Source organism: Consotaella aegiceratis, assembly GCF_036541425.1.
GTDB classification, from domain to species: Bacteria; Pseudomonadota; Alphaproteobacteria; order Rhizobiales; family Rhizobiaceae; genus Consotaella; species Consotaella aegiceratis.
Genome location: NZ_JAZHFT010000003.1, coordinates 196,689 through 217,569, shown reverse-complemented (window position 1 = coordinate 217,569; position 20,881 = coordinate 196,689). Strand labels below are relative to the sequence as shown.

Sequence of the window (20,881 nt, the reverse complement as noted above, 5' to 3'; positions counted from 1 at the left end):
ACCATGCAGGCGATGCCGGCGATCGCCCGGTCCGGCACCGCATTCCGGGCCACGCCATATCCGGCTTCGCCCGCTCGTCGATATCCCCTTATCCCAGCCCATGAAGGTGCGGCCGGCGGCCCGGTTGAGCGTTGGTCTGCGCATAGCGCAGCGCCTGCCGCCGTTCGTAAAGCTCCCAATCGCCAAGCACCGACTGCGAAGCCTTCGAGACGTCGTAGTCACCGCAAGTCGAACAATGGACCGAGATGACGTCGGCCGACGCAGTGGGGATTTCTTCTGCCGGCGCACCGCAGATGATGCAATGCATAGTCTCCTCCTCCCTTCCTGCCCCCTGACGGGGGCTGCCGAGCGATGCTCCCGGCAACGCCCGATGGGCAGACAATGCGGCAAACTGCGCCGTTCCGACAAGACGCTTCGCAGAAGCCGATCCAGCCTGGGGGTGCGATCGACGCACGTGCCGGTTCAAAAGGGCACACGGCGCAATTGCCTCGATGCCTTTAGTATACTAGTATTATTTTGGCTGCCGTACAATGTTGCCGCAGCCGCCCGGAAAGGAGGCGGGCTCTCATGACAGCGATGCACACACACACGGTTCGGCGGGGATTGACCGGCGTTGCGCTGGCCGCGCTGCTTGGCGCTCCGGCCTTCGCGCAGTCGAACGGACCGCAGCTCGACGATGCGATGCTTCAACTGGCCCGGCAGACGCCCGACACCGGCTGGGCCACGCAGGGCGGGCAGACGACGACAGGCGGCGCGGAAGCGGCGACGGATGCCGTCAGCATCGTCACCTCGCGCGCCGAGCTCATCGCGGCGCTCGGCGGCGACAACGCCACCAACGCCGAGAACGAGACGCCCGCCATCATCTTCGTTTCCGGCACCATCGATCTTCTCGAAGACGAGGCCGGCAACCTGATGGATGCGTCCGATTTCGCCGACCCGGACTATGACCACGACGCTTATCTCAAGGCGTTCGATCCGGCGACTTACGGCATGGACAAGGAGCCGGAGGGTCCGCTCGAGGAGGCGCGCGACCGGTCACAGAAGGCGCAGGCCGCCCAGATCGTGATCAATGTCGGCTCCAACAAAACCATCGTCGGATTGGGCGACGACGCGGTCATTCGCCACGGAACACTCAATATCCGACGCGTTTCCAACGTCATCGTCCGCAACATCCGCTTCGAGGACAGCTACGACTTCTTCCCGGCCTGGGATGGCACGGACGGCAGTCAGGGCAACTGGAACTCCGAATACGACATGGTCGTCATCAGCGAGGCCGATCACGTCTGGGTCGACCATTGCACCTTGACCGACGGCGATCGTCCCGACGCCGACGAACCGGAGATCTTCGGCCGCCATGTCCAGCATCATGACGGGGCCATCGATGTGGTTCGCGCCTCCGATTACGTGACGCTCGGCTGGAACCATATCCAGGATCACGACAAGACCTTCCTGATCGGCAATTCCGACAGCCGCGAAACCGACCGGGATCACCTCAAGGTGACCATCCACCACAGCTGGTTCGAGAATTCCACGCAGCGCAGCCCACGCGTGCGCTACGGCCAGGTGCATGTCTTCAACAACCTCTTCACGGCGGACGAGGCCAGCCCCTACGGCTACGACTACAGCTTCGGTCTCGGCAAGGAATCAGCCATCCTGTCGGAGGCCAACGTCTTCGATCTTGGCTCGCTCGCCGAGCCGTCCGATGTGTTGCGGGCATACAAGGGTACGATGTTCCAAGACCAGGGCTCGACGTTCGGCGGCGAGCCGGTGGATCTGCTGGCGGCCTTCAACGAAGCCAATCCCGACACCCAGATCGCCCCGGATGTCGGCTGGACGCCGCCTTACGACTACGCCGCCGAGCCGGCGGCATCCGTTGCCGATGCCGTACGGGCGGGCGCCGGCGCCGGGCACCTCGAAGAGTAGGCGAAGACGATCGGCCGCGGTCTCCAGATGGTCGCGGCCACTCGTGCATCGGTGGGAGGACGACGAACTGCGGCTCGTCTGTGCCCCTCGCCGTTGGCCAGGAGCATCAGCAGGTCGGTCGGAGAGGTTGTGGCCGGCTCGAAAAGATGGAGGAGAATGACATGGCTGTGGCGCCCCTCTCCCGGCGGACCTTTGTCGAACTTTGTGCGGTGGTATCCATGATGGGAATGACAACGACGTCGGCATTCGGCGAGGGAGCGGAACGTTCCAAGCCCGGTTCGGCTGGTCGGCAGCCGGATGTCGTGGTCGACGCGAAAGCGCCGGAGACCGGAAGCCAGACAGATGGCGTTCCCATGGTCCGCACCATCCAGGCCGCCCTCGATCTGGCACCGGACAAAGCGGGCAAACCCTTCGTCGTCGCCATCCACGACGGCCGCTATTACGAAAAATTAGCGATCGACAAGCCCGGCATCGTGTTGGTGGGCCAAAGCCGCGACGGCACCGTCATCACCTACGACGCCTATTCGGGCCTGGAAAAGGGCGACGGCTCGACCTGGAAAACCAGCGGATGCGCCACCGTGATGGTTCAGGCACCCGACTTCCATGCCGAGTCTCTGACCATCGAGAACGGCTACGACTTCAACGCCAACGACGTCAAAGCCAAGGACGATCCCAGCCGCGAGAAGAACCCGCAGGCGGTGGCCCTGATGACGGCGGACGGGTCCGACAGGGCCGTCATCCGCAATGTGCGGCTGATGGGTTTCCAGGACACCCTGTTCGTCAATGCCGGCCGGTCCTACTTCGCCGACTGCGTGATCGCCGGGCATATCGACTTCATCTTCGGCGCCGGCGTCGCCCTGTTCGATCGTTGCGACATCCTCACGCGCACGCGCGCCAACCCGGACGCCATGCCGATCGGATACGTTGCCGCGCCGAGCACCGATATCGAGACGCCCTACGGTCTCGTCTTCCGCGACGGACGGCTGCTGAAAGAGCCTGGCGTGCCCGCCGGCTCCAGCCCCCTCGGTCGGCCCTGGCATCCGACCACCACGTTCGACGACGGTCGCTATGCCGATCCCGATGCGATCGGCAGCGCGGTCTTCCTGAACATGTGGATGGACGATCATATTCCCGAAACGGGATGGGACGGGATGAACGGGACCGGGCGCGAACCCGGCACCAAGGACTGGTTTCCGCCGGAGGGCGCGCGCTTTTTCGAATATGGCAGCACCGGGCCGGGAGCCGCCGTCAATCCGTCGCGGCGGCAGCTGAGCCAGGAAGAGGCGACCGGCATCACAACCGAAAAATTGTTCCGCGACTGGCAGCCCTGATCTCGATGGGTCGCTGGCGGCAACGCGGCAGCAGCGCGACGCCTCGTTTCGAAATTTGCCTTATCGTCGGCCCGCCAGCTCGCAGGCCGACGATGTCCGCCCCACGTCAGCCCGGCAATACATGCTAAACTTTAAATAACATCTACAGTACAAACTAATATTAATTCCATTAGAACTTGTATTACTAAAATTTATTTCATAGACCTTCGACATCACGGTTGGGTGAACTTGATTCGCAACAATCAAGCTTCGTCGCAACTGCTTCGGTTTTTCGAACTCGGAGACGACATGCGGAGGATTCTTCGGCTCGGCGCAGCCATTCCGTCAACTCGGTTCGGCCTGTCCGCGATCCTGGCGTCGACGGCGCTTTTGACCGCCTGCACCATGGACTCGACCTCGTCCGATCCGGCCCCTTCCAGCACGGCGGCGGCGGTCACATCCTTCGCCGCTGAGGAAGGTGCCGGCGGAATCTGCACCGGCTATGGTCCGCAGACGCCTCGCGACATCGCGATGAAGGCGGGCAAAAATCCGCGCGAGTTTCCGCTCGCGCCGCCGGCGAGCCATCTCAACCTCTGCAACATCCACACCCATACGAACGCCGAGCACAAAGGGCCGGGTTTCTCGATCTTCGCCGGGTCGGACGACCACGGCGGCTTCAAGTGCAACGAAACCTCCGCCCTCACCGCCGAGGAGCTGGAAGATCCGGCACATGGCCATGGCGGCTTTCACGGCGTCAAGCCGGGCGACACCATCGAAGTTCACTGGGTCTACAGTTCGTGCGATATCCGGCCGGGCGAAGGCCTGAGCGCCTGCCTCAGCGAGACCTGCACCAACCCGACGCTCAGAGTGGAATCGCAGGTGTTTTTGGTCGTCAACGATCCCAAAGCGCTCGATTTCGCCGATTTCGCCTATCGCGGGACGGTGGTCCATGGGCTGCATCAGCCCCAAGCCTTGCCGACCGGCACCGGCAAGCCGGTCGTCTTCGCCGGCTCCACCACGGGCCCGGACTACACCCAGGCGCAATGCTCGCCTCTCCAGGTCACCTGGAGCGTGCGTCCGCAATGCGCCAAGCTCGACATCAACTCGCTTTACAAGTGGGGCACCGACGGCAACGTCTTCAAGGAGGACCACTCCCACGGCGTACGCCAACTGGTGACGGCGCCGCAGCTTCTGTCGACGATCCAATAGGAGCGCGGCGCAGCCCGAGGCTGCCTTCCGCACAAGAAGACACGGCCGCCGCCGGATGACCCGGTGGCGGCCGCGCTGCTCGATCGACCGGTGTCAGGCGATGAAGCCGATCAGGTCTTCGTTCAGCCGGTCCGGCGCGGTGGCGAAAAGCCCGTGCGGCTCGCCCTCGTATTCGATCAGCGTGGCATGCGGAATGCCCTTGGCGGCCGCCCGTCCGGCGACGTCGATCGGCACCGTCTTGTCGTCGGTGCCGTGGACGATCAGCGTCGGAACCGTGAAGGCCTTCAGATCGGGCCGGAAATCGGTCTTGCCGAAAGCGTCGACGCAGCGGATCGTGGCGAGCGGGCTCGCCATGATGGCGAGCATGAAACTCCAGTCGAGCAACGATTTGCTCACCGGACTGGAGACGTAGCCCACACCGTAGAACTGTTGCGCGAACGTCGTCAGGAAGTCGAACCGATCCTTACGGATCTGCTGCTTGATGTCCTCGAAGACACTCTCTTCGACCCCGCCGGGATTATCCTCGCCCTTGAGCATATAAGGCACGACGGAGCTGATCAGCGCCACCTTGGCGACGCGCTGCGTCCCATGACGGGAGAGATAGCGCGCCACCTCGCCGCCACCCATCGAAAATCCGACCAGCGCGACGTCGCGAAGGTCGCCGGCTTCCAGAACGGCGGCCAGATCGCTGGCGAAGGTGTCGTAGTCATAGCCGTTCGCAGGATGGCCGGACTGGCCGAAGCCGCGCCGGTCGTAGGTGATGACGCGATAGCCCGCCTCGAGCAGCGCGAGGGTCTGGTACTCGAACATGTCTCCGGTGAGGGGCCAGCCATGGATCAGCACGACGGGGCGTCCCGAGCCCATATCCTTCACGTGCAGCGCAATATCGTCTTGGGTTTTGACAACCGGCATGATCGGTCTCCTGTGTTTGCCCGTAAACCCTGAGCGACAAAGCACGTTCCGAAGAGATTGCCGGGTCCGTACACCATCATCGACGATCGCTGGCGGCGCGTCGCCCCACCACGGATGGCCGCAACCCCTCGCCGGCCGGGAACGTTCCGACCTTATGGCGGCTGGGCGGCCGCGTCTTGGCGGGAGATCGGAGATGACCGACAGCGAAACCCAAAGTCTCGACTGCGAGGTGCTCGTCGTCGGTGCCGGACCGACAGGACTGATGGCTGCCAATCTCTTGCGGCGAAGCGGCGTCGACGTCCGCATCGTCGACCAGCGCCGACAGCCTTCGCAGGAGTCCAGGGCCTTCGCCGTGTCGGCGCGCTCGCTCGAACTGTTCGCGAGTCTCGGCTTGGCCGACCGCCTGTTCGAGCACGGCGTCGTCAACAGCCAGATTCAATTCTTCATTTCCGGTGACCATGTCGGCGGCCTGGACTTCGACCGGGCCTCCTCGGACGATACGCCGTTTCAATTCATCCTCATGATCCCGCAGTCGCGAACCGAAGCGGTTCTGCTCGATGCCCTGAGGGAGGACGGCATCGAGGTCGAACGCGGCGTCGACGTAACCGGCTTCGAACAGGATGAAGCCGGCGTGCGCGTCACCGCCAAACGCGGTGACGATGCGTCATTCGAGATCGCTGCAGGCTATGTCATTGGCGCTGACGGCGCCCACAGTATCGTGCGCAACGGCCTGAATCTGCGCTTCGAGGGCGCGAAATATCCGCAGAGTTTCCTGCTCGGCGACGTCGCGGTCGATTGGGAGCTGGATCATGCGCGATTCCGCGTCTTCATGCATGGCGAGCGGATCGGCCTATTCTTTCCCCTCCACGGCTCGAACCTGTCGCGCGTGATGACCACGGACATGAGCGGCCAGACCTCATCCGACGCGGACGAACAGGCCGAGCTTGCGCTCGAAGACCTGGAAGCCAGCTTCCAAAAGGCGGCCGGCCTGCCCGTGAGGCTCCGCGATCCGACATGGCTCACCCATTTCCGCACGCATCACCGCGTGGTGGACCGTTACCGCGTCGGCCGGGTGTTCGTCGCGGGCGACGCAGCGCATATCCACTCACCCGCCGGCGGCCAGGGCATGAACACCGGACTGCAGGACGCCGCCAACCTGGCCTGGAAACTTGCCGCGCTTCTACGCGGCGGCGCCGATGACGCGTTGCTCGACACCTATGAGAGCGAACGTCTTCCGGTCGCGCGCGAGGTCCTGCGTTTCACCGACCGCCTCTTTGAGGCCGCCGCCGGCCAGACAGGCTGGCGCGCCAGGATGCGTGACCTGCTGGCCCCCGTCATCGTCGGCCCGGGTTCCAATCTCGACTTCATTCAGGACAAGGCGTTCCGCAAATTCGCGCAGATCGACATCCTCTACGCGCCGGGCCGCTTCGTCGGCGGCGGAGCGGTCGAGGACCGGACCGGGCCGTCTCCTCGCCCCGGAGAGCGGGCGCCAAATGCCCGGCTGTCGCGCCATCGCGACGTGTTCGACTTGACCGTCGGCTACCGCTTCCATGCGCTCGCTTTGTCGCACAAGCCGCTCGTCGAGGACGAGGCGGCCGCCCTTTCCAGCCAGCTTGCAGCCCTGTCGCAGGCCGGAGCCGAATCCCACCTCATTGCGCGTCTCGCCCATGGCCAGCGAGCCGGCGTGGAACACGTGGAGAACGCCAGCGTGTTCGACCGCTACGGGCTCAAGGGAGACGACGCGCAGGCATTGGTCCTGGTGCGTCCCGACGGCTACATCGCCTGGCGGGCCGAGAGCCTCGACATTGAGGGCTGCCGGCGGTTTCTTGCCCGGCTCGGCGGCGGGGCGCCGCCGGTTTGAAGGTCGCCGCCAGACGATGCCTCTGAGCTTTCGGCAAACCGGTCAGACCCCGACGATGGCGCCCCCGTCGCAACGCACGAGCGAACCTGTGACGTAGCTCGCCGGCGCGCTGACCAGGAACGCGGCGACCGCGCCAAACTCCTCCACCGCGCCGTAGCGGCCGGCCGGGATCATCTTCCGGTTGGCCTCGCGCACCGCCTCGATCGTCTGTCCGGAGCGTTCGGCATTGGCCGAATCGAGCTGCTGCAGGCGATCCGTCGATATCCGCCCGGGCAACAGCACGTTGACGGTCACACCGTCCTCGGCGACCTCTCTCGCCAGCGTCTTCGAAAAACCCACCAGCGCCGAGCGCAGGGTGTTGGAGAGAGCCAGGTTGGGGATCGGCTGGACCACGCCCGACGAGGCGATGGTCAGCACCCGGCCCCAGCCGGACGCCCGCATCGCCGGCACGGCTCGTGTCGTCGTCTCGATGATGCGTGCGACCATCACCTGGAACTGTTGGTGCAGGAGTTCGGGCGACATCTCGGCGGCGGTTCCCGGAGGCGGTCCACCCGTGTTGTTGACGAGGATGTCGATCCCGCCGAGCTTGGCTTCGGCACTGGCCAGAAGGCGGCTCGCGAACCCCTCGTCGGAAAGGTCGGCCTCGACCCATTCGGCCCGGCCGCGTCCGGCCGCGTTGATCGCTTCGGTATTGGCCGCCAACGCATCGGCGCTGCGCCCACAGATCAGCACACGGGCGCCCTCGGCGGCGATCGCTTGCGCCACACCGAGGCCGAGACCGCGGGACGACGCCATGACGACCGCCCGCTGCCCGACCCGCCCCCGACCCACCCAACCCCCCGCCGTCCGCCCTGCGGGGGCCGGCGGCCGGCCGCCCACGTCAGGGCTTTCATAGCATAGGATCGGACGCATAACAGAATGGCACGCTGCCGCGCATTCCCTCGTGCGGCTTCCAGTACGGAAATCTTTTAGGAAATTGTGATTTGTTCTTGTCCGCCTCAGGATTTGGAGCCGTAGTCGTGAAAGCAGGATTTCTGCACAGTCGAGCCCGCCGCGATGCCGTCTTGGCCGTGGTGATCGCGCTTGGCCTCTATGCGCTTTTTCTCTATGTCGATCTTTACGACTCCTTTCACACGTTGATGGTCGAGCACGAGACTTGGGAACTGGACGAGATCGTCACGGCCTTCCTGGTAGCCGGCATCGGCGGCTTCCTCTACGCCTGGCGCCGCGTCGTCGACCTGCGAGCCGAGATGCAGCGGCGCACCGAGGCCGAGGATGAAGCGCTCTGGTTCGCCTATCACGACCCGCTGACGCGGCTGCCCGACCGGCATTACGTGGAAGCCAAGCTCTCCACCGACGATGAAATTCCCTACGGCGTCCAGACGCTGTTCGGCATCGACCTCGATGGTTTCAAGAAGGTCAACGATCTGGTCGGCCATCATGGCGGCGACGAACTGCTGATCGAGATGGCGGAGCGGCTGCGCCAGCTCTTTCCCGACGATACCGTGCTGCGGATGGGCGGCGACGAATTCTGCGTGCTGTCCGCCGTCGATGCCGGTGAAGAAGCGATCGAGATGGCCCAGCGGATCGTTCGGGTCCTGAGCCGCCCGGCGACGATTGACGGACTGCGGGTCGAGGTCGGCGCATCGGTCGGCGTCGCCTATTGCCCCGATCATGCCACCCAGCTGTCCCGCGGCATCGAATATGCCGACCTCGCCATGTATGCCGCCAAGCGCCGCAGCCGCAACGGCACCTGCGTCTATGAGCCGTCCATGCATGAGACGCTGAGCGAGCGCATCAAGCTGGAAGCCGAACTGCGGGAGGCGATCCGAGCCGATCTCATCGAGCCGCACTATCAGCCGCTGATCAGGCTCGCCGATGGCGAGGTCCACGGCTTCGAGGCGCTGGCCCGGTGGACCAACGCCAAGGGCATATCCGTCCCGCCGTCCATCTTCATCGAGGTGGCGGAAGAGGCCGGCCTCATCACCGACCTTTCGGCCCGCCTGCTGCGTCGCGCCTGCCTCGACGCCTTGTCGTGGCCCAAGCACGTCCGCCTCGCCTTCAACATTTCGCCGGCACAGTTGACTGACCGTCTGCTCGGCCTGCGCATCGTCCAGATCCTCGGCGAGACCGGCTTCCCGCCGCATCGCCTGGAGATCGAGGTGACCGAGAGCGCGATCGTGCGCGAGCTCGAAGCGGCGACCGAGATCATCAACGGGCTCAAGACGGCCGGCGTCCACATCGCCCTCGACGATTTCGGCACCGGCTACTCCAGCCTGTCGCAGCTCGCCAACCTGGCTTTCGACGAGATCAAGATCGATCGCAGCTTCATCGATGCGCTGAACCGCGGCGAGGAAAAGCGGGTCAACATCGTCAAGGCGATCGTCGGTCTGAGCCAACGTCTGGGCATTTCCACCACCGCCGAAGGCATTGAGCAGAAGGAGCAGCTCGAACAGCTCAAGGCGCTGGGCTGCGATATCGGCCAGGGTTACCTGTTTGCCAAGGCAATGCCCGCTGGCGAAGTGGCCGAATTCGTCGGACGTCATCGATCGCAGTCGGTCGCTGCCGCTGTCAGTTGATTGCCGCAGCCTGTTGAGCGCCTTCGCCCGCCCGATCCGAACCGCCATCGATGGCACGCCCTGAAACGGACCGTCCGAGGGCGCCGGGTCCGGACATCGCCCGACATCGCTTGCCGCGAAATTTCGCCGACACGATCGTCGATGCCGGTCGCGGGAACGCAATTCGTCGGCCGCATGAGCGGCCAAACCGTCGTTCCGCTCTAGGTTTCGTTCGGCTGCCGGGCGCACCACGCCCCGGCTCAACCGCCGACCGATTGACGGAGGACAGATGAAGGCCTTTCCGCGGCCAACCGTTTCCCCCGACCGCCCGAGGCGAGAAACTCGTCCATGACGATCCCGCTCGAAGACCTGGCGATGATCGGCGACGGCGAGACCGTCGCCCTCATTTCGCGCCAGGCATCGGTCGTTTGGCTGTGCCTGCCGCGTTTCGATTCCCAGGCTTGCTGTACGGAGCTCCTCGGCACATCGGAAAACGGCCATTGGTCCATCGCGCCCGAACGCCCGATCCGAAAGGCCGTACATCGCTACGAAGAAGGCACCTTTATCCTCGAAACCGATCTGACCTGCGACGACGGGACCATCCGGATCACCGACTTCATGCCGATCCGCGATACCAATCCGGTCTTGATGCGGATCGTCACCGGTCTCGAAGGTCGGGTGGCGACGCGATCCGTCGCGGCGCTCAGGTTCGATTACGGCAACATGCCGCCATGGGTATCGCAGTTCGACCATGGCGCCGCGCTCGATGTCGGCCCCGACAAGGTGATCCTGCGCGGCGACTGCAAGCTCGACATCGCCGATGCGACGGCGGCGGCCCGCTTCACCGTCAAGGAAGGTGACCGCTACGTCTTCTCGCTGACCCACGTGCCGGCACAGGACCCCGTTCCCGAACCTCTCGATGCCGACAAGGCGCTCCGCGCCACCCGACGCTACTGGCGCGACTGGATTGGCCGCTTCGACAAGCCCACCGAGCATCCCGCCGCCGTACGCCGTTCCTTGCTGACGCTGAAAGCGCTGATCCATCGGCCGACCGGCGGCTTGGTGGCCGCTCCCACCACGTCACTACCCGAACAGCCGGGCGGACCGATGAACTGGGACTACCGCTACTGCTGGCTGCGCGACGCCACCTTCACCCTGCTCGCGCTGGTCAAGTCGGGCTACATCGAGGAAGCATCCGCCTGGCGCGACTGGATCCTGCGCGCCGTGGCCGGGGCGCCCGAAAAAATGCAGATTCTCTATCGCGTCGACGGCTCACGTCGGCTCGACGAAGGCACCCTTCCCTGGCTGACCGGCTACCGCTTCGCCCAGCCGGTGCGCGTCGGCAATCAGGCAGCGGCGCAGTTCCAGCTCGATGTCTTCGGCGAATTGCTCAACACCATGCACGCTGCCGAAAATGCCGGCATGAAACGCACCGAGCAGACGGCGTTCCTGGAGCGCGCGATCATCGCGCACCTTGAAACGGTCTGGGACAGGCCGGATCACGGCATCTGGGAGTCGCGCGGCCAGCCGCGCCACTATGTCCATTCCAAGGTGATGGCCTGGGCGGCGCTGAACCGCTGCCTCGACGGCACTTTCGGCAAGTCGGTCGACAAGCGCGAGCGCCAGCGCCTCGAAGATCTTCGCCAAACTCTCCACGAGACGATCTGCTCGGAAGGCTATGACCCCGGGCTCGGCTCCTTCACGTCCTATTTCGGCGGCCAGGAGATCGACGCAGCGCTGCTGCTGTTGCCAAGGGTCGGTTTTCTGCCGATCGACGACGAGCGTATCGCCGGAACGATCGCCGCGGTCGAAGATCGCCTGATGATCGACGGGCTGGTGCGCCGCCATCTGCAGGACAGCCTCGTGCCGGAAGGTGCGTTTCTCGCCTGCTCCTTCTGGCTGGCCGAATGCCAATTGCTCCAGAAACGCCGCAGCGACGCGGTGAGGACCATCGACCGGGCCGTCTTCGTGGCCAACGATCTCGGCCTTCTGTCGGAAGAGTATGATGTTGTCAGCCGGCGCCTGACCGGCAATTTTCCGCAGGCGCTCAGCCATCTGGCACTGGTCAACGCCATGCTTGCGCTGGCCGAATTCGACGAGGCCGCTGGTAAATGAACCGGCTGGCCGGTTCAGACAGGCGAAGCGCATCGGCGCTCCGCCTGTCGCCCCTGGCGTTTCAGGCGGCGATGATGACCTTGAGCGCCCTGTTTTTGGCGGCGTTGCCGAAGGTGTCGTAGGCCTCCAGGATCTCGTCGAGCTTGAAGCGATGGGTGATCAGCCGGGTCGGATCGATCCGCTTCGCCTGAACGGTCTTCAGCAGCATCGGCGTCGTCACCGTGTCGACCAGCCGCGTGGTGATCGCGATGTTCTGCGCCCACAAGGTCTCGAGGTGGAGATCCGCCTTGACGCCGTGAACGCCGATATTGGCGATCACGCCGCCGGGTGCGACCAGTTCCTCGCAAAGTTCGAAGGTCGCCGGAATTCCCACCGCCTCGATCGCGGTGTCCACGCCCCGCCCTTCGGTCAGGGCTTTGACCTGGTCGACCGGATTGCCGCGGCCGCTGTTGATCGTATGCGTTGCGCCGAAGCGTTGGGCGACCTCCAGCCTGTTGTCGTCGAGGTCGATCATCATGATCTCGGCCGGCGAGTAGAACTGCGCCGTCAGCAACGCCGCCAGGCCGATCGGTCCGGCCCCGACGATCGCCACGATCGAGCCGGGTGCGACCTTGCCGTTCAGCACGCCGCATTCGAAGCCCGTCGGCAGGATATCGCTCAGCATGACCAACGCTTCCTCGTCCGCCCCTTCGGGAATCGGATAGAGGCTCGTGTCCGCATGGGGAATGCGGACATATTCGGCCTGGGTGCCGTCGATCGTGTTGCCGAGAATCCAGCCTCCGGTCGTGCAATGGGAATACATGCCGCGCCGACAATATTCGCACTTGCCGCACGAGGAGATGCACGAGATCAGCACCTTGTCGCCCGGCTTGAACATCGTCACGCCGGCGCCCACGGTCTCGACCACCCCGACCCCTTCATGGCCTAGGATCCGGCCGGGATCACACGTCGGCACGTCGCCTTTGAGGATGTGGAGATCCGTGCCGCAGACGGTCGTCTTGCTGAGCCTGACGACGGCATCGGTCGGGGCCTGGACCTCGGGCTTCGGGCGGTTCTCCACCGACTTGCGGCCGGGTCCCTGATAAACGAGCGCTTTCATGAGCCACCTCCCTTGGTTGGAGCACCGGGCACCGACTGATCAGGCTCTTGTCTGGCTCTTGCAGCAATTCTGCCGGCTCTTCGCGCGCATGGGTGGGCGCGACATCGATCGGGCGACAGTCCACTCCGGATTTGAGGCCCGGCACTCTCCTCCCGTCGACAGGCCATGGCCGCAGCGGCATCCGACGCTCTGGCTATCGGGGAGCATCGGCTTGGCGTGCCGCGGAGCGTTGATCCACATCAAGTTCGTGACAAGTTGATGGGACAGGCAGACGATCGATCGGTCCTTGAAAGCGCCGTCCTCAGCGCTTGTCCACGAAGACGCGGGACCGCGCGGCGGCACCGGAACGATCGACCACCGAGATGTCCACGAATCCCGGCTCGTCCGGCTGCCATTCGGCCTGGCGCTCCAGGCTGTTCATCGCAACCGGCCGGCCATCGACATACCAGGTGAACGGCGGGCGACCATTGCGCACCTTGAGGAAAAGATCGGCCGTGGCCGGATCTCCGGCCTCGACCTCGACCCGGGCGGCATCCGGCGGAAAGACGATCTCCGGCGCCAGCCCGTCGCCCCCCTTTGCCGCCGCCCGCCCAAACCGCTTCAACGGCGGCGGCAGGTTGCCACCCGCGGTGGCCAGAACGCCCGGCGGCGGTCCGGGAAGCCGTGTCACCGGCCCGATCCGCGCGAACACGTCGCGCATCACCGGCACCGCGCGGTCCTGCCCGATCAGGCCGGGCACCGGCGCCCCATCCGGCCGCCCCAGCCAGACGCCCACCACATGCTCGCCGTCATAGCCGATGGTCCAGGCATCGCGATAGCCGTAGGACGTGCCGGTCTTGTGCGCGATATCGCCAGGCGACCCCTTGGTGGTCGAGGTCGCACCGGCCAGGATCGAGGTGACGTACCATGCCGCCTGCGGCGACAGAATGCGACGCGCCGGGCTGGGCGCCGTCGTCTCCTCCACATGCAACGGCGCGGCCAGCCCGCCATTGGCGATGCCGCCATAGAGGCGCACCAGATCCTCCAGCGTCAGGCCCAAGCCGCCGAGGCCGATCGCCAGACCCGGCAGCGAACGGTCGCCCAATTCCGGCTGCGCACCGGTTCTGCGAATGCGCGAGACCAGCCGCGACGGCCCGACGGCGGACAAGAGCTCCACCGCCGGCAGGTTGCGTGACAATTGCACAGCGCGGCGCGCCGTGATCATGCCCTCGAACGCATGGTCGAAGTTCTGCGGCGTATAGCCGGCAAAACCGCCCGGCGAGTCGTCGACGAGGCTTTCCGGATGCGCGACGCCCCGTTCGAACGCCAGACCGTAGATCAACGGCTTCAAGGTCGAGCCCGGCGAGCGCAACGCCCGCGTCAGGTCGACATAGCCTTGCCGGTCGCCGTCGAAGAGGTCGGGCGACCCGACCGACGCCAGCACTTCGCCAGTAGAGTGGTCGGAGACCAAAAATGCTAGGCTCAACGGTTTCGGCAGGGTCGCCGCCTTCTGTCGCGCATAAGCCTCCAGCCGCGCCTGCAAGCCAGCGTCGATGGTCAGCTGAATCCGGTGCCGCTCGGGCTGTTCGCCGTGCAGCCGTGTCGCGGTATGGGCGGCGAGCATCGGCAGAGACTGCCGGCCCTGCGGCATCGCCTCGGCCCTCGCCCGCTCGGCTTCGCCGGCCGTCAGCAAGCCCAGTGCCTGCATCCGGTCGAGCACGCGGTCGCGCGCCGTCTTGGCCGCCTGCGGATGGCGATCGGGCCGCAAACGCTCCGGCGATTGCGGCAGGGCGACGAGAAGGGCAGCCTCCGCCGCCGTCAGCCGCCGCGGCTCTTTGCCGAAGAAGGCGAGGCTCGCCGCACGCACGCCCTCGATGTTGCCGCCATAGGGCGCGAGCTGCAGATAGAGCGCCAGGATATCCGCCTTGGACCGGCTGCGCTCCAGCGCCAACGCGCCGACGACCTGCTCGCCCTTGGCGAGAAAACTGCCGGTCGGCAGGCCCTCCAGCATACGGGCGACCTGCATGGTGAGCGTCGAGCCTCCCGAAACGACGCGGCCATGGCGCAGCGACTGCCAGGCAGCGCGCAGCGCCGCCCGGGGATCGACGCCGCCATGCTGGCGAAACCGCTTGTCCTCCCAGGCCAGCAGCATCTCGACATAGCGCGGATCGACGTCGCCGGCGCTGGCGGACAGCCGCCAGCGCCCATCGTCGAGCGCGAAGGCGCGCAACAGGATTCCGTGGCGGTCCACCACCTCGACGCCCGTCGCCGGCGCGCTGAACGCGGCTTCGCGCTCATCGATGGCGGCTTCCAGCGCCGCATAGCCGAGTGCGACGGCCAGCAGGCAGGTGGCGAGGCCAGCGCCGAGGACGAGCCTCGCGCGTCGCCTCATCGCAGCGGTCCGGCGACCGATATCTGATCCTCGCCGGTGCGGCCGCGGCGGCTCGGGTCGTACATGTTCTCTACGCTCGCCGCCGGCCGCACGAAACTGCCGGGAGAGACCGCGCGCACGATATAGGCGAAGCGCCGCGTCGCCGTGTCGTCCTCGCCCTGATCCACCGCAGCGAGGAACCGGTCGGCGCGAAACTCGGTGTGCGCCGCCTCGCTGGACAGCTCCAGCCAGTCGAGCGCGGCGACGTCGCCGCCCCGCAGGATCGCCGGATTGTCGATCTCGAGCCCCGCCGGCAACGGATCGTCGATCATCAGGCGCGCCGGCCCGGCGTCGATCGGCGTCATCTCGACGACCGCCACCAGACGTTCGCCCAGGCCGATGACCGAAGGATCGACGGGCTCGCCCTCCAGCGTGAACATCGAGCGCTCGATCGAATAGCCGCTGGTGTCGGCCGGCGGCGCCACCTGCGGCACCCCGCGCAGCGTCAAAGCGGCGGCAATCGGCGCCTCGCCGCGATTTTCCACGTCGATGCCGGCCGCCAGACCGTCGGCATCGAAGGATTCGACGAACGGTCCGTCATGCGGTTGCCCGGCAACCGTCAGCTTCGGCGGGTTGCTGGCAAGCAGCGCGTGCGCGGCGAGCAGCGACCAGGCATCCTCCTGCGTGCTGGTGTGGCTCTGCTCGCGTCGGCGCTGGTTCACCTGCTCGACGAGCCGATCGAAGGACACGCCGTCGACACCGGTCTCCAGGGCGAGCGTCAGGATCGCCGCCTCGTCGCGCAACAAGGTGCCGTAGTCTCCCAACGCGCCGTTTGGCAGTCGACGGCCATCGTCCGCCATGCTCGCCCGGAACACCGTCTCGGCGCGCAGCCGGTCGCCATAGAGCGCCAGTGCCGCGCCGATCTGCGCCTTGGACAACGGTGTCGGGAAGTCGGGCAACTGGTTGTCGGCGGTGTAGCGCAGGTCCCCGATCGCCGCCCGGCCATTGCGCGCCAGCACGTAATAGGCATAGGCGACCGGCCCCCAGTCCGGCGCGTCCGGCAGGTAGGAAAGGCTGTTCCTGAGATTGTCGACGGCGAGCGTCAGGCCCTCCTCCGGCACCGCGTAGCCCGCTTCCTTGGCGCGGGTCAGGAAGTCGGTCACATAGGCGTCGAGCCAGAGGTCGCCGTAGTCCGGCCGCCACAGGCCGAAGCTACCATTCGACGATTGATTGGCGAGCACCCCGGCGATGGCGTCCTCGACCCGCTTGTCCACGTCCGCCGTCTCGCCCAGGCCGGCTGCCAGGATTGTGCGGTCAAGATAGACCAGCGGCATCGCCCGGCTGGTGATCTGCTCGGTACAGCCATAGGGATAGCGGTCGAGCGCCCGCACCACGCCGGCCACGTCGAAGTCCGCCGCGCCGGTGATGCTGAGCGTCGCCGAGGCCGTGCCCGGCACGAAGTCGGCGAAGAGATCCGGATCGAGCGTCAGCGCGCCGCCGTTCGCCGCCAGCTCCAGCCGGCTCTTGTCGACCGTCACCGGCGCGTTGGAGCGCACCGGCAGGACGAAGTGCTTTTCCAGCCGCGCGCCACCCTCGATCTCGAGCGCGACGTCGAACCCGGCATCGCCGATCGCCTCAGCCGTCACCGGGAAAAGCAACCGCTCACGCCCGCCTTCGGCGACCTCGAAGCTCTTGGCAGGATCGCTGCCCGGGGAGACGAAGCCGTCGCCGCCGGACAGCGAGAGTTTCGCCGATCCGGACGGTCCCTCCACATGGGTGACGTCGATGGCGATGCGCGAAGCATCGCCCGGCGCCAGGAAGCGCGGCCGGCTGACGGAGATCACCAGCGGATCGCGCACGAGTAAATCGGCATTCGCCTCGCCCACGCCGGTCTTCGTCCAGGCGAGCGCCATCAGCTTCAGCGTGCCGTTGAAGTCGGGGATGTCGAGGGCGATCGTCGCACGGCCGTCGTCGCCGACGGTCACGAGGCCCGAGAACAGCGCCACGAGATCGTCCATCGGCGGGGGGCTTTCGTAGCTCGCACCGGCGTCGCCGCCGGAGCGCACCGTGCCCGGCGCCCCCTGCATGCGGTCGATCAGCTTGGAATAGAGATCGCGGATTTCGACGCCGAGTTGCCGCTGGCCGAAATAGTGATCCGACAGCGAGGGCGGATCGAAGTCGGTGATGTTGAGAATGCCGACATCGACCGCCGCCAGCGTCACATAGGCGGTCTCGCCGGCCTTGACCCCGTCGACAGCAACCGACACCTCGATCGTCTGGCGCGGCTCGACCTTGTCGGGCGCATCGATAGCCACCAACAGCGCGCGGTCGCCCGGATCGACGCTGGCGTGCGCCAGGCCGATGGCGCGCCCCGGCATGCGCTTGGCGTCGAGATCCATCGGCCGGTAGACCACCGCCGTCACATAGGCGCCGGGGCCCCAGTCGCGCGTAACCGGCAGGGACACATCGCCGCCCTCGGCGCCGATCTCGGCCGTCTTCGTCGCGATCACCCGCTCGTCCATCACCAGCACGTCCGCCGTGCCGGCAAAGCGCGGCTCGATATGAACCGTCGCCGTGTCGCCGATCCGGTAGCGATCTTTGTCGAGCGAGACTTTTGCCATCTCGGGCGTGTCGAGCGACGTGGCCGCGACCGACCAGCCAGCCTCGAAGGCGAGGCTGGCGGGAACCGCGTCGCCGGTAGCGTCGCGCAGGCCCAACTCGTAGTCGCCCCATTCGACGGGCAGCGACAGGCTTGCCGGCTGGTCCGCGCCGATCTCCACCGTGCCGCTGGCGACGCGCGCCGAGCTGCGGATCGGTTCGTAGTTCCAGCGCCCGGCCGTCGAATACCACTGGAAACGCGTGGTGACCTTGTTGAGGGTCCATTCGACGCGCGCGCCGATGCGCTTGCCGTCGGCATCGACCGCGATCAGGTCGAACCCGGCCTCGCTGCCCTCGTCGACGCGCTCGTCGAAGCGCGGCTTGATGCCCAGACGAGCGGCCTGAGCGGCCAGCGGCAGATCGATCGTGCGCTCGACCGGCCGCCCGCTCGCATCCATCACCCGCACGTTGACCGCCGCCCGAACCGGCCGCGTGGTCGCCGGTGGCTCGAAGGCCGGCAGCGTGACCGTGGCCTTGCCCTCGGCGTCTGTGGTACCCCCGTCCAGGGGCTGCCGCGTGGCCGTGGGCTCGTCGTCGGCCAGGCCGAAGCGATAACCGGTGAACCCTGCGACCTCGCGCGTCGGCGTCAGCACCGCCTCGCCCGCTACCTCCAGATTGCCGGCCGGGGCGCCGAACAGATAGCGGGCCTCCACGTCGATCGGAGACGGTGCCGTCGGATCGAGCGCGTCCACTTGTGCCGTGAGATCGAAATCGAGCTTTTCGGGCTCGAAATCCTCGACGATGACCGTCTGCTGGGTCAGCGCCGGGCGCTTGGGATCGGTGTAGAGGCGAACCGTCCAGACGCCGCGCATGGCATTGTCCGGCAGATCGAAGTCGAAGACGAAGCCGCCGGCGCCCTGATCGGCGACCTGCCAGCGCTTGTGCTCGACGCCGTCCGGGCGCGTCGCGATCGCCGTCAAGCTCAGATCTTCGACCGCCTCGCCTGCCGAATTGCGCACCAGGCCGGTAAACCAGGCCGTCTCGCCGGCGCGATAGATGCCGCGATCCGCCGTCAGGAAGACGTCCAGCGGGCCGGCCGGCGCACGTCCGCCGACACCCCGGTCGGTCAAGTCGAAGGGAGCGGCGGTCAGATCCAGGAAGACGAAATCGCCGCCGTCGTTCTTTGCGGTCAGCACCGCCGGGCGATCGCTGCCGGTGCCGCGCAACAGCCCGGCCGGCAGACGCGCATGACCGTCGACGTCGGTGGTCGCCCCGCCGAGCACGCGGTTATTCATGGCGAGCAGCGTCAGTTCGACGCCGGCCTTCGCCTCGGCGCTGCCGATCGATCGGGTGAAGACATGGAAGCCATCCTCGGCCGAGAAGGTCGTCAGCCCGATATCGCTGACCACGAACCATTGGGTGGCCGAAGCGTCCTGATATTGCGGGCCGTTCTCGGCCTTGGCGGTGAGCACATAGACGCCAGGCTCGATCTCCGGGACAATCGCGGCGACGGGGATCGCGGTGGTCACCTCCGCATTGGCCTCGCGCGCCACCGACACGGTGCCGGTCCAGACGTCGGTGCCCGTCGCTTCCGCCATCTCGTCGATCTGCCATTCGTTGAGCTGGCGCAGAAACTGCCCGTCGCCGATCACCCGCGTCAGAGCGCGATCGCCGACCCGCTGCAGGCGGGCTTCGATTTCGTCGGTGTTGATCGTGACCACGGGGATCGACGGGTCGCCGCCGGCCGGCAGCACATAGGCGTTGGTCGAAAACCGCACCATCGGATCGCGGTCACGGACATAGATGTCGAGATCGGCCTGCCGTTCCAGCCGCTCGCCGTCGGCCGAGGGGATGCCGCTTCGCGCCAGGATGCGATAGCGCCGACCGTGCTCGACGCCGTCGACGCAGATCTGGTTACCGCTGGCGGTCACCGGCAAGGTGTCCGCCTCCTCGACTTTCACATAGTCGCCGACAGTCTCGGAAGCGGTGAAGCCGGCAGCGAGCGGATCGGAGAAGACGAGACAGATGCGCGGATTGGCGGCGTTGTTGTCGACCGTATGCTCGACGATGCGAAAGCCGTGCGAGGCAACGGCGTCGTCCAGCTTCGTGCGCAGATCGGACCGGTCCGCGATTTCGACGCCCGCCCGGTAGGTCTTGATCGCGCGCTTCCAGTCCTCGTCCGCCGCGTAGCCGTCGCCGAGCGTGCGTAGCGCGTCCATGCGACCATCCTCGGTCTCGGCGACGAGGTAGGCGTTGACGGCGGCCTGCAGGCGCAGACGGGCATTCTCCAACTGCTCAGAATACTCTTCCGGCTGATAGGCAAGCGCCGCCTCGGCGAGGCCCTGCCAGGCGCGCGCATTCGTCGGCTCGCGCCGCAGCACCTCGCGCCAGTCCGCAATCGCGTCCGGATAGGTGAGGGAGCTCGATGCCCGGTCGGCGAGGAGATCGACGGAAAGGCCGCTGCGTCCCGCGTCCCGCGCTTCCTCGGCGATCGCCAGGCGCAGGCGCTTGGCGTCGTCCAGCGTGGCTCTCGGCACGAAGGGGGCAAGGTCGGCCCGATGCGCCTCGATCGAGGAGTCGTCGACGGCAGCCGTTTCGATCAGCCGGCCCGCCGTCGCGCCGCTGACCGCGCGCAGCTCGCCGACGCCCTCCTTCAGGAAACACCAGCCGTTCGTCTCGTTGAGGGTGAAGGCCTTGCAGCGCTGGTCGGAGAAACAGGCGGCCGTGCAGCCGTCGAGGTCGGTGCCCTTCACGATGTCGTAGTCGTTGCCGAAATAATCGGCTCCGGGCGTCGTGACGATGCGCATGGCGCCTTCCTGGGCGGCGACCGGCTGCGCCATGAGAGCGCATGCCGCCACCGGCAGCAGGGTCAGGAGTTTCCGAAACGCCAGATGCCGTACCATGCCGCCCTCCCCGCGTTGTGGTGGCGGCATCTTAAGGTCAACG

The 20,881-nt window shown here is 66.4% G+C and carries 12 protein-coding genes; 6 read left to right on the top strand and 6 right to left on the bottom strand.

The genetic code is table 11. The features are described 5' to 3' along the window. Positions 1–88 precede the first annotated feature (88 nt). Positions 89–307, bottom strand: a complete 219-nt coding sequence (locus SMD10_RS04140) for a hypothetical protein (RefSeq protein ID WP_331684384.1) — start codon at positions 305–307, stop codon at positions 89–91. A gap of 260 nt (positions 308–567) precedes the next feature. Here SMD10_RS04140 and SMD10_RS04135 point away from each other — a divergent pair, with 260 nt between their 5' ends. From SMD10_RS04135 to SMD10_RS04125, 3 genes are all read left to right on the top strand, one after another. Beyond that, positions 568–1,923, top strand: coding sequence for a pectate lyase family protein (locus tag SMD10_RS04135; RefSeq protein WP_331684383.1), 1,356 nt, complete (start codon positions 568–570; stop codon positions 1,921–1,923). A gap of 146 nt (positions 1,924–2,069) precedes the next feature. After that, positions 2,070–3,254: a pectinesterase family protein gene (locus tag SMD10_RS04130; protein ID WP_331684382.1), complete on the top strand. Its 1,185-nt coding sequence runs from the start codon at positions 2,070–2,072 to the stop codon at positions 3,252–3,254. Positions 3,255–3,542: 288 nt separating this feature from the next. Then, the gene (locus SMD10_RS04125; protein ID WP_331684381.1) at positions 3,543–4,442 is read left to right on the top strand and encodes a delta-class carbonic anhydrase; all 900 of its coding nucleotides are present in this window, start codon (positions 3,543–3,545) and stop codon (positions 4,440–4,442) included. A gap of 93 nt (positions 4,443–4,535) precedes the next feature. Here the strand turns inward: SMD10_RS04125 and SMD10_RS04120 are convergent, their stop codons facing one another. Beyond that, positions 4,536–5,354 carry an alpha/beta fold hydrolase gene (locus SMD10_RS04120; RefSeq protein ID WP_331684380.1) on the bottom strand — a complete coding sequence of 273 codons (819 nt, stop codon included), beginning with the start codon at positions 5,352–5,354 and terminating at the stop codon, positions 4,536–4,538. 193 nt (positions 5,355–5,547) lie between these two features. Here SMD10_RS04120 and SMD10_RS04115 point away from each other — a divergent pair, with 193 nt between their 5' ends. Beyond that, the gene (locus SMD10_RS04115) at positions 5,548–7,215 is read left to right on the top strand and encodes an FAD-dependent monooxygenase (RefSeq protein WP_331684379.1); all 1,668 of its coding nucleotides are present in this window, start codon (positions 5,548–5,550) and stop codon (positions 7,213–7,215) included. Between the two features lie 42 nt (positions 7,216–7,257). On the opposite strand, the gene SMD10_RS04110 is transcribed toward SMD10_RS04115, so the two are convergent. After that, complete coding sequence (locus SMD10_RS04110) at positions 7,258–8,046, bottom strand: SDR family oxidoreductase (RefSeq protein WP_432757175.1); 789 nt, start codon at positions 8,044–8,046, stop codon at positions 7,258–7,260. Between the two features lie 188 nt (positions 8,047–8,234). Here SMD10_RS04110 and SMD10_RS04105 point away from each other — a divergent pair, with 188 nt between their 5' ends. Together SMD10_RS04105 and SMD10_RS04100 are read left to right on the top strand one after the other, a co-directional pair. Then, positions 8,235–9,794 (top strand): putative bifunctional diguanylate cyclase/phosphodiesterase, encoded by a 1,560-nt coding sequence (locus SMD10_RS04105; protein ID WP_331684377.1) that lies wholly within the window; start codon positions 8,235–8,237, stop codon positions 9,792–9,794. Positions 9,795–10,121: 327 nt separating this feature from the next. Then, entirely contained in the window at positions 10,122–11,888 is a 1,767-nt protein-coding gene (locus SMD10_RS04100) for a glycoside hydrolase family 15 protein (RefSeq protein WP_331684376.1), read from the top strand. A gap of 61 nt (positions 11,889–11,949) precedes the next feature. Here the strand turns inward: SMD10_RS04100 and SMD10_RS04095 are convergent, their stop codons facing one another. The 3 genes from SMD10_RS04095 to SMD10_RS04085 form a co-directional block, all read right to left on the bottom strand. Further along, complete coding sequence (locus SMD10_RS04095; RefSeq protein WP_331684375.1) at positions 11,950–12,987, bottom strand: zinc-dependent alcohol dehydrogenase family protein; 1,038 nt, start codon at positions 12,985–12,987, stop codon at positions 11,950–11,952. A gap of 301 nt (positions 12,988–13,288) precedes the next feature. Further along, positions 13,289–15,358, bottom strand: coding sequence for a penicillin-binding protein 1C (gene pbpC / locus SMD10_RS04090; protein WP_331684374.1), 2,070 nt, complete (start codon positions 15,356–15,358; stop codon positions 13,289–13,291). Further along, entirely contained in the window at positions 15,355–20,838 is a 5,484-nt protein-coding gene (locus tag SMD10_RS04085; RefSeq protein ID WP_331684373.1) for an MG2 domain-containing protein, read from the bottom strand. Before SMD10_RS04085 ends, pbpC begins: the two co-directional genes overlap by 4 nt. Positions 20,839–20,881 lie beyond the last annotated feature (43 nt).

Coding starts and splice junctions, on each gene's coding strand:
- SMD10_RS04085 (WP_331684373.1), bottom strand. CDS start 20,838: ATGGTACGGCATCTGGCGTTTCGGAAACTCCTGACCCTGCTGCCGGTG.
- SMD10_RS04135 (WP_331684383.1), top strand. CDS start 568: ATGACAGCGATGCACACACACACGGTTCGGCGGGGATTGACCGGCGTT.
- SMD10_RS04120 (WP_331684380.1), bottom strand. CDS start 5,354: ATGCCGGTTGTCAAAACCCAAGACGATATTGCGCTGCACGTGAAGGAT.
- pbpC (WP_331684374.1), bottom strand. CDS start 15,358: ATGAGGCGACGCGCGAGGCTCGTCCTCGGCGCTGGCCTCGCCACCTGC.
- SMD10_RS04125 (WP_331684381.1), top strand. CDS start 3,543: ATGCGGAGGATTCTTCGGCTCGGCGCAGCCATTCCGTCAACTCGGTTC.
- SMD10_RS04100 (WP_331684376.1), top strand. CDS start 10,122: ATGACGATCCCGCTCGAAGACCTGGCGATGATCGGCGACGGCGAGACC.
- SMD10_RS04115 (WP_331684379.1), top strand. CDS start 5,548: ATGACCGACAGCGAAACCCAAAGTCTCGACTGCGAGGTGCTCGTCGTC.
- SMD10_RS04095 (WP_331684375.1), bottom strand. CDS start 12,987: ATGAAAGCGCTCGTTTATCAGGGACCCGGCCGCAAGTCGGTGGAGAAC.
- SMD10_RS04130 (WP_331684382.1), top strand. CDS start 2,070: ATGGAGGAGAATGACATGGCTGTGGCGCCCCTCTCCCGGCGGACCTTT.
- SMD10_RS04140 (WP_331684384.1), bottom strand. CDS start 307: ATGCATTGCATCATCTGCGGTGCGCCGGCAGAAGAAATCCCCACTGCG.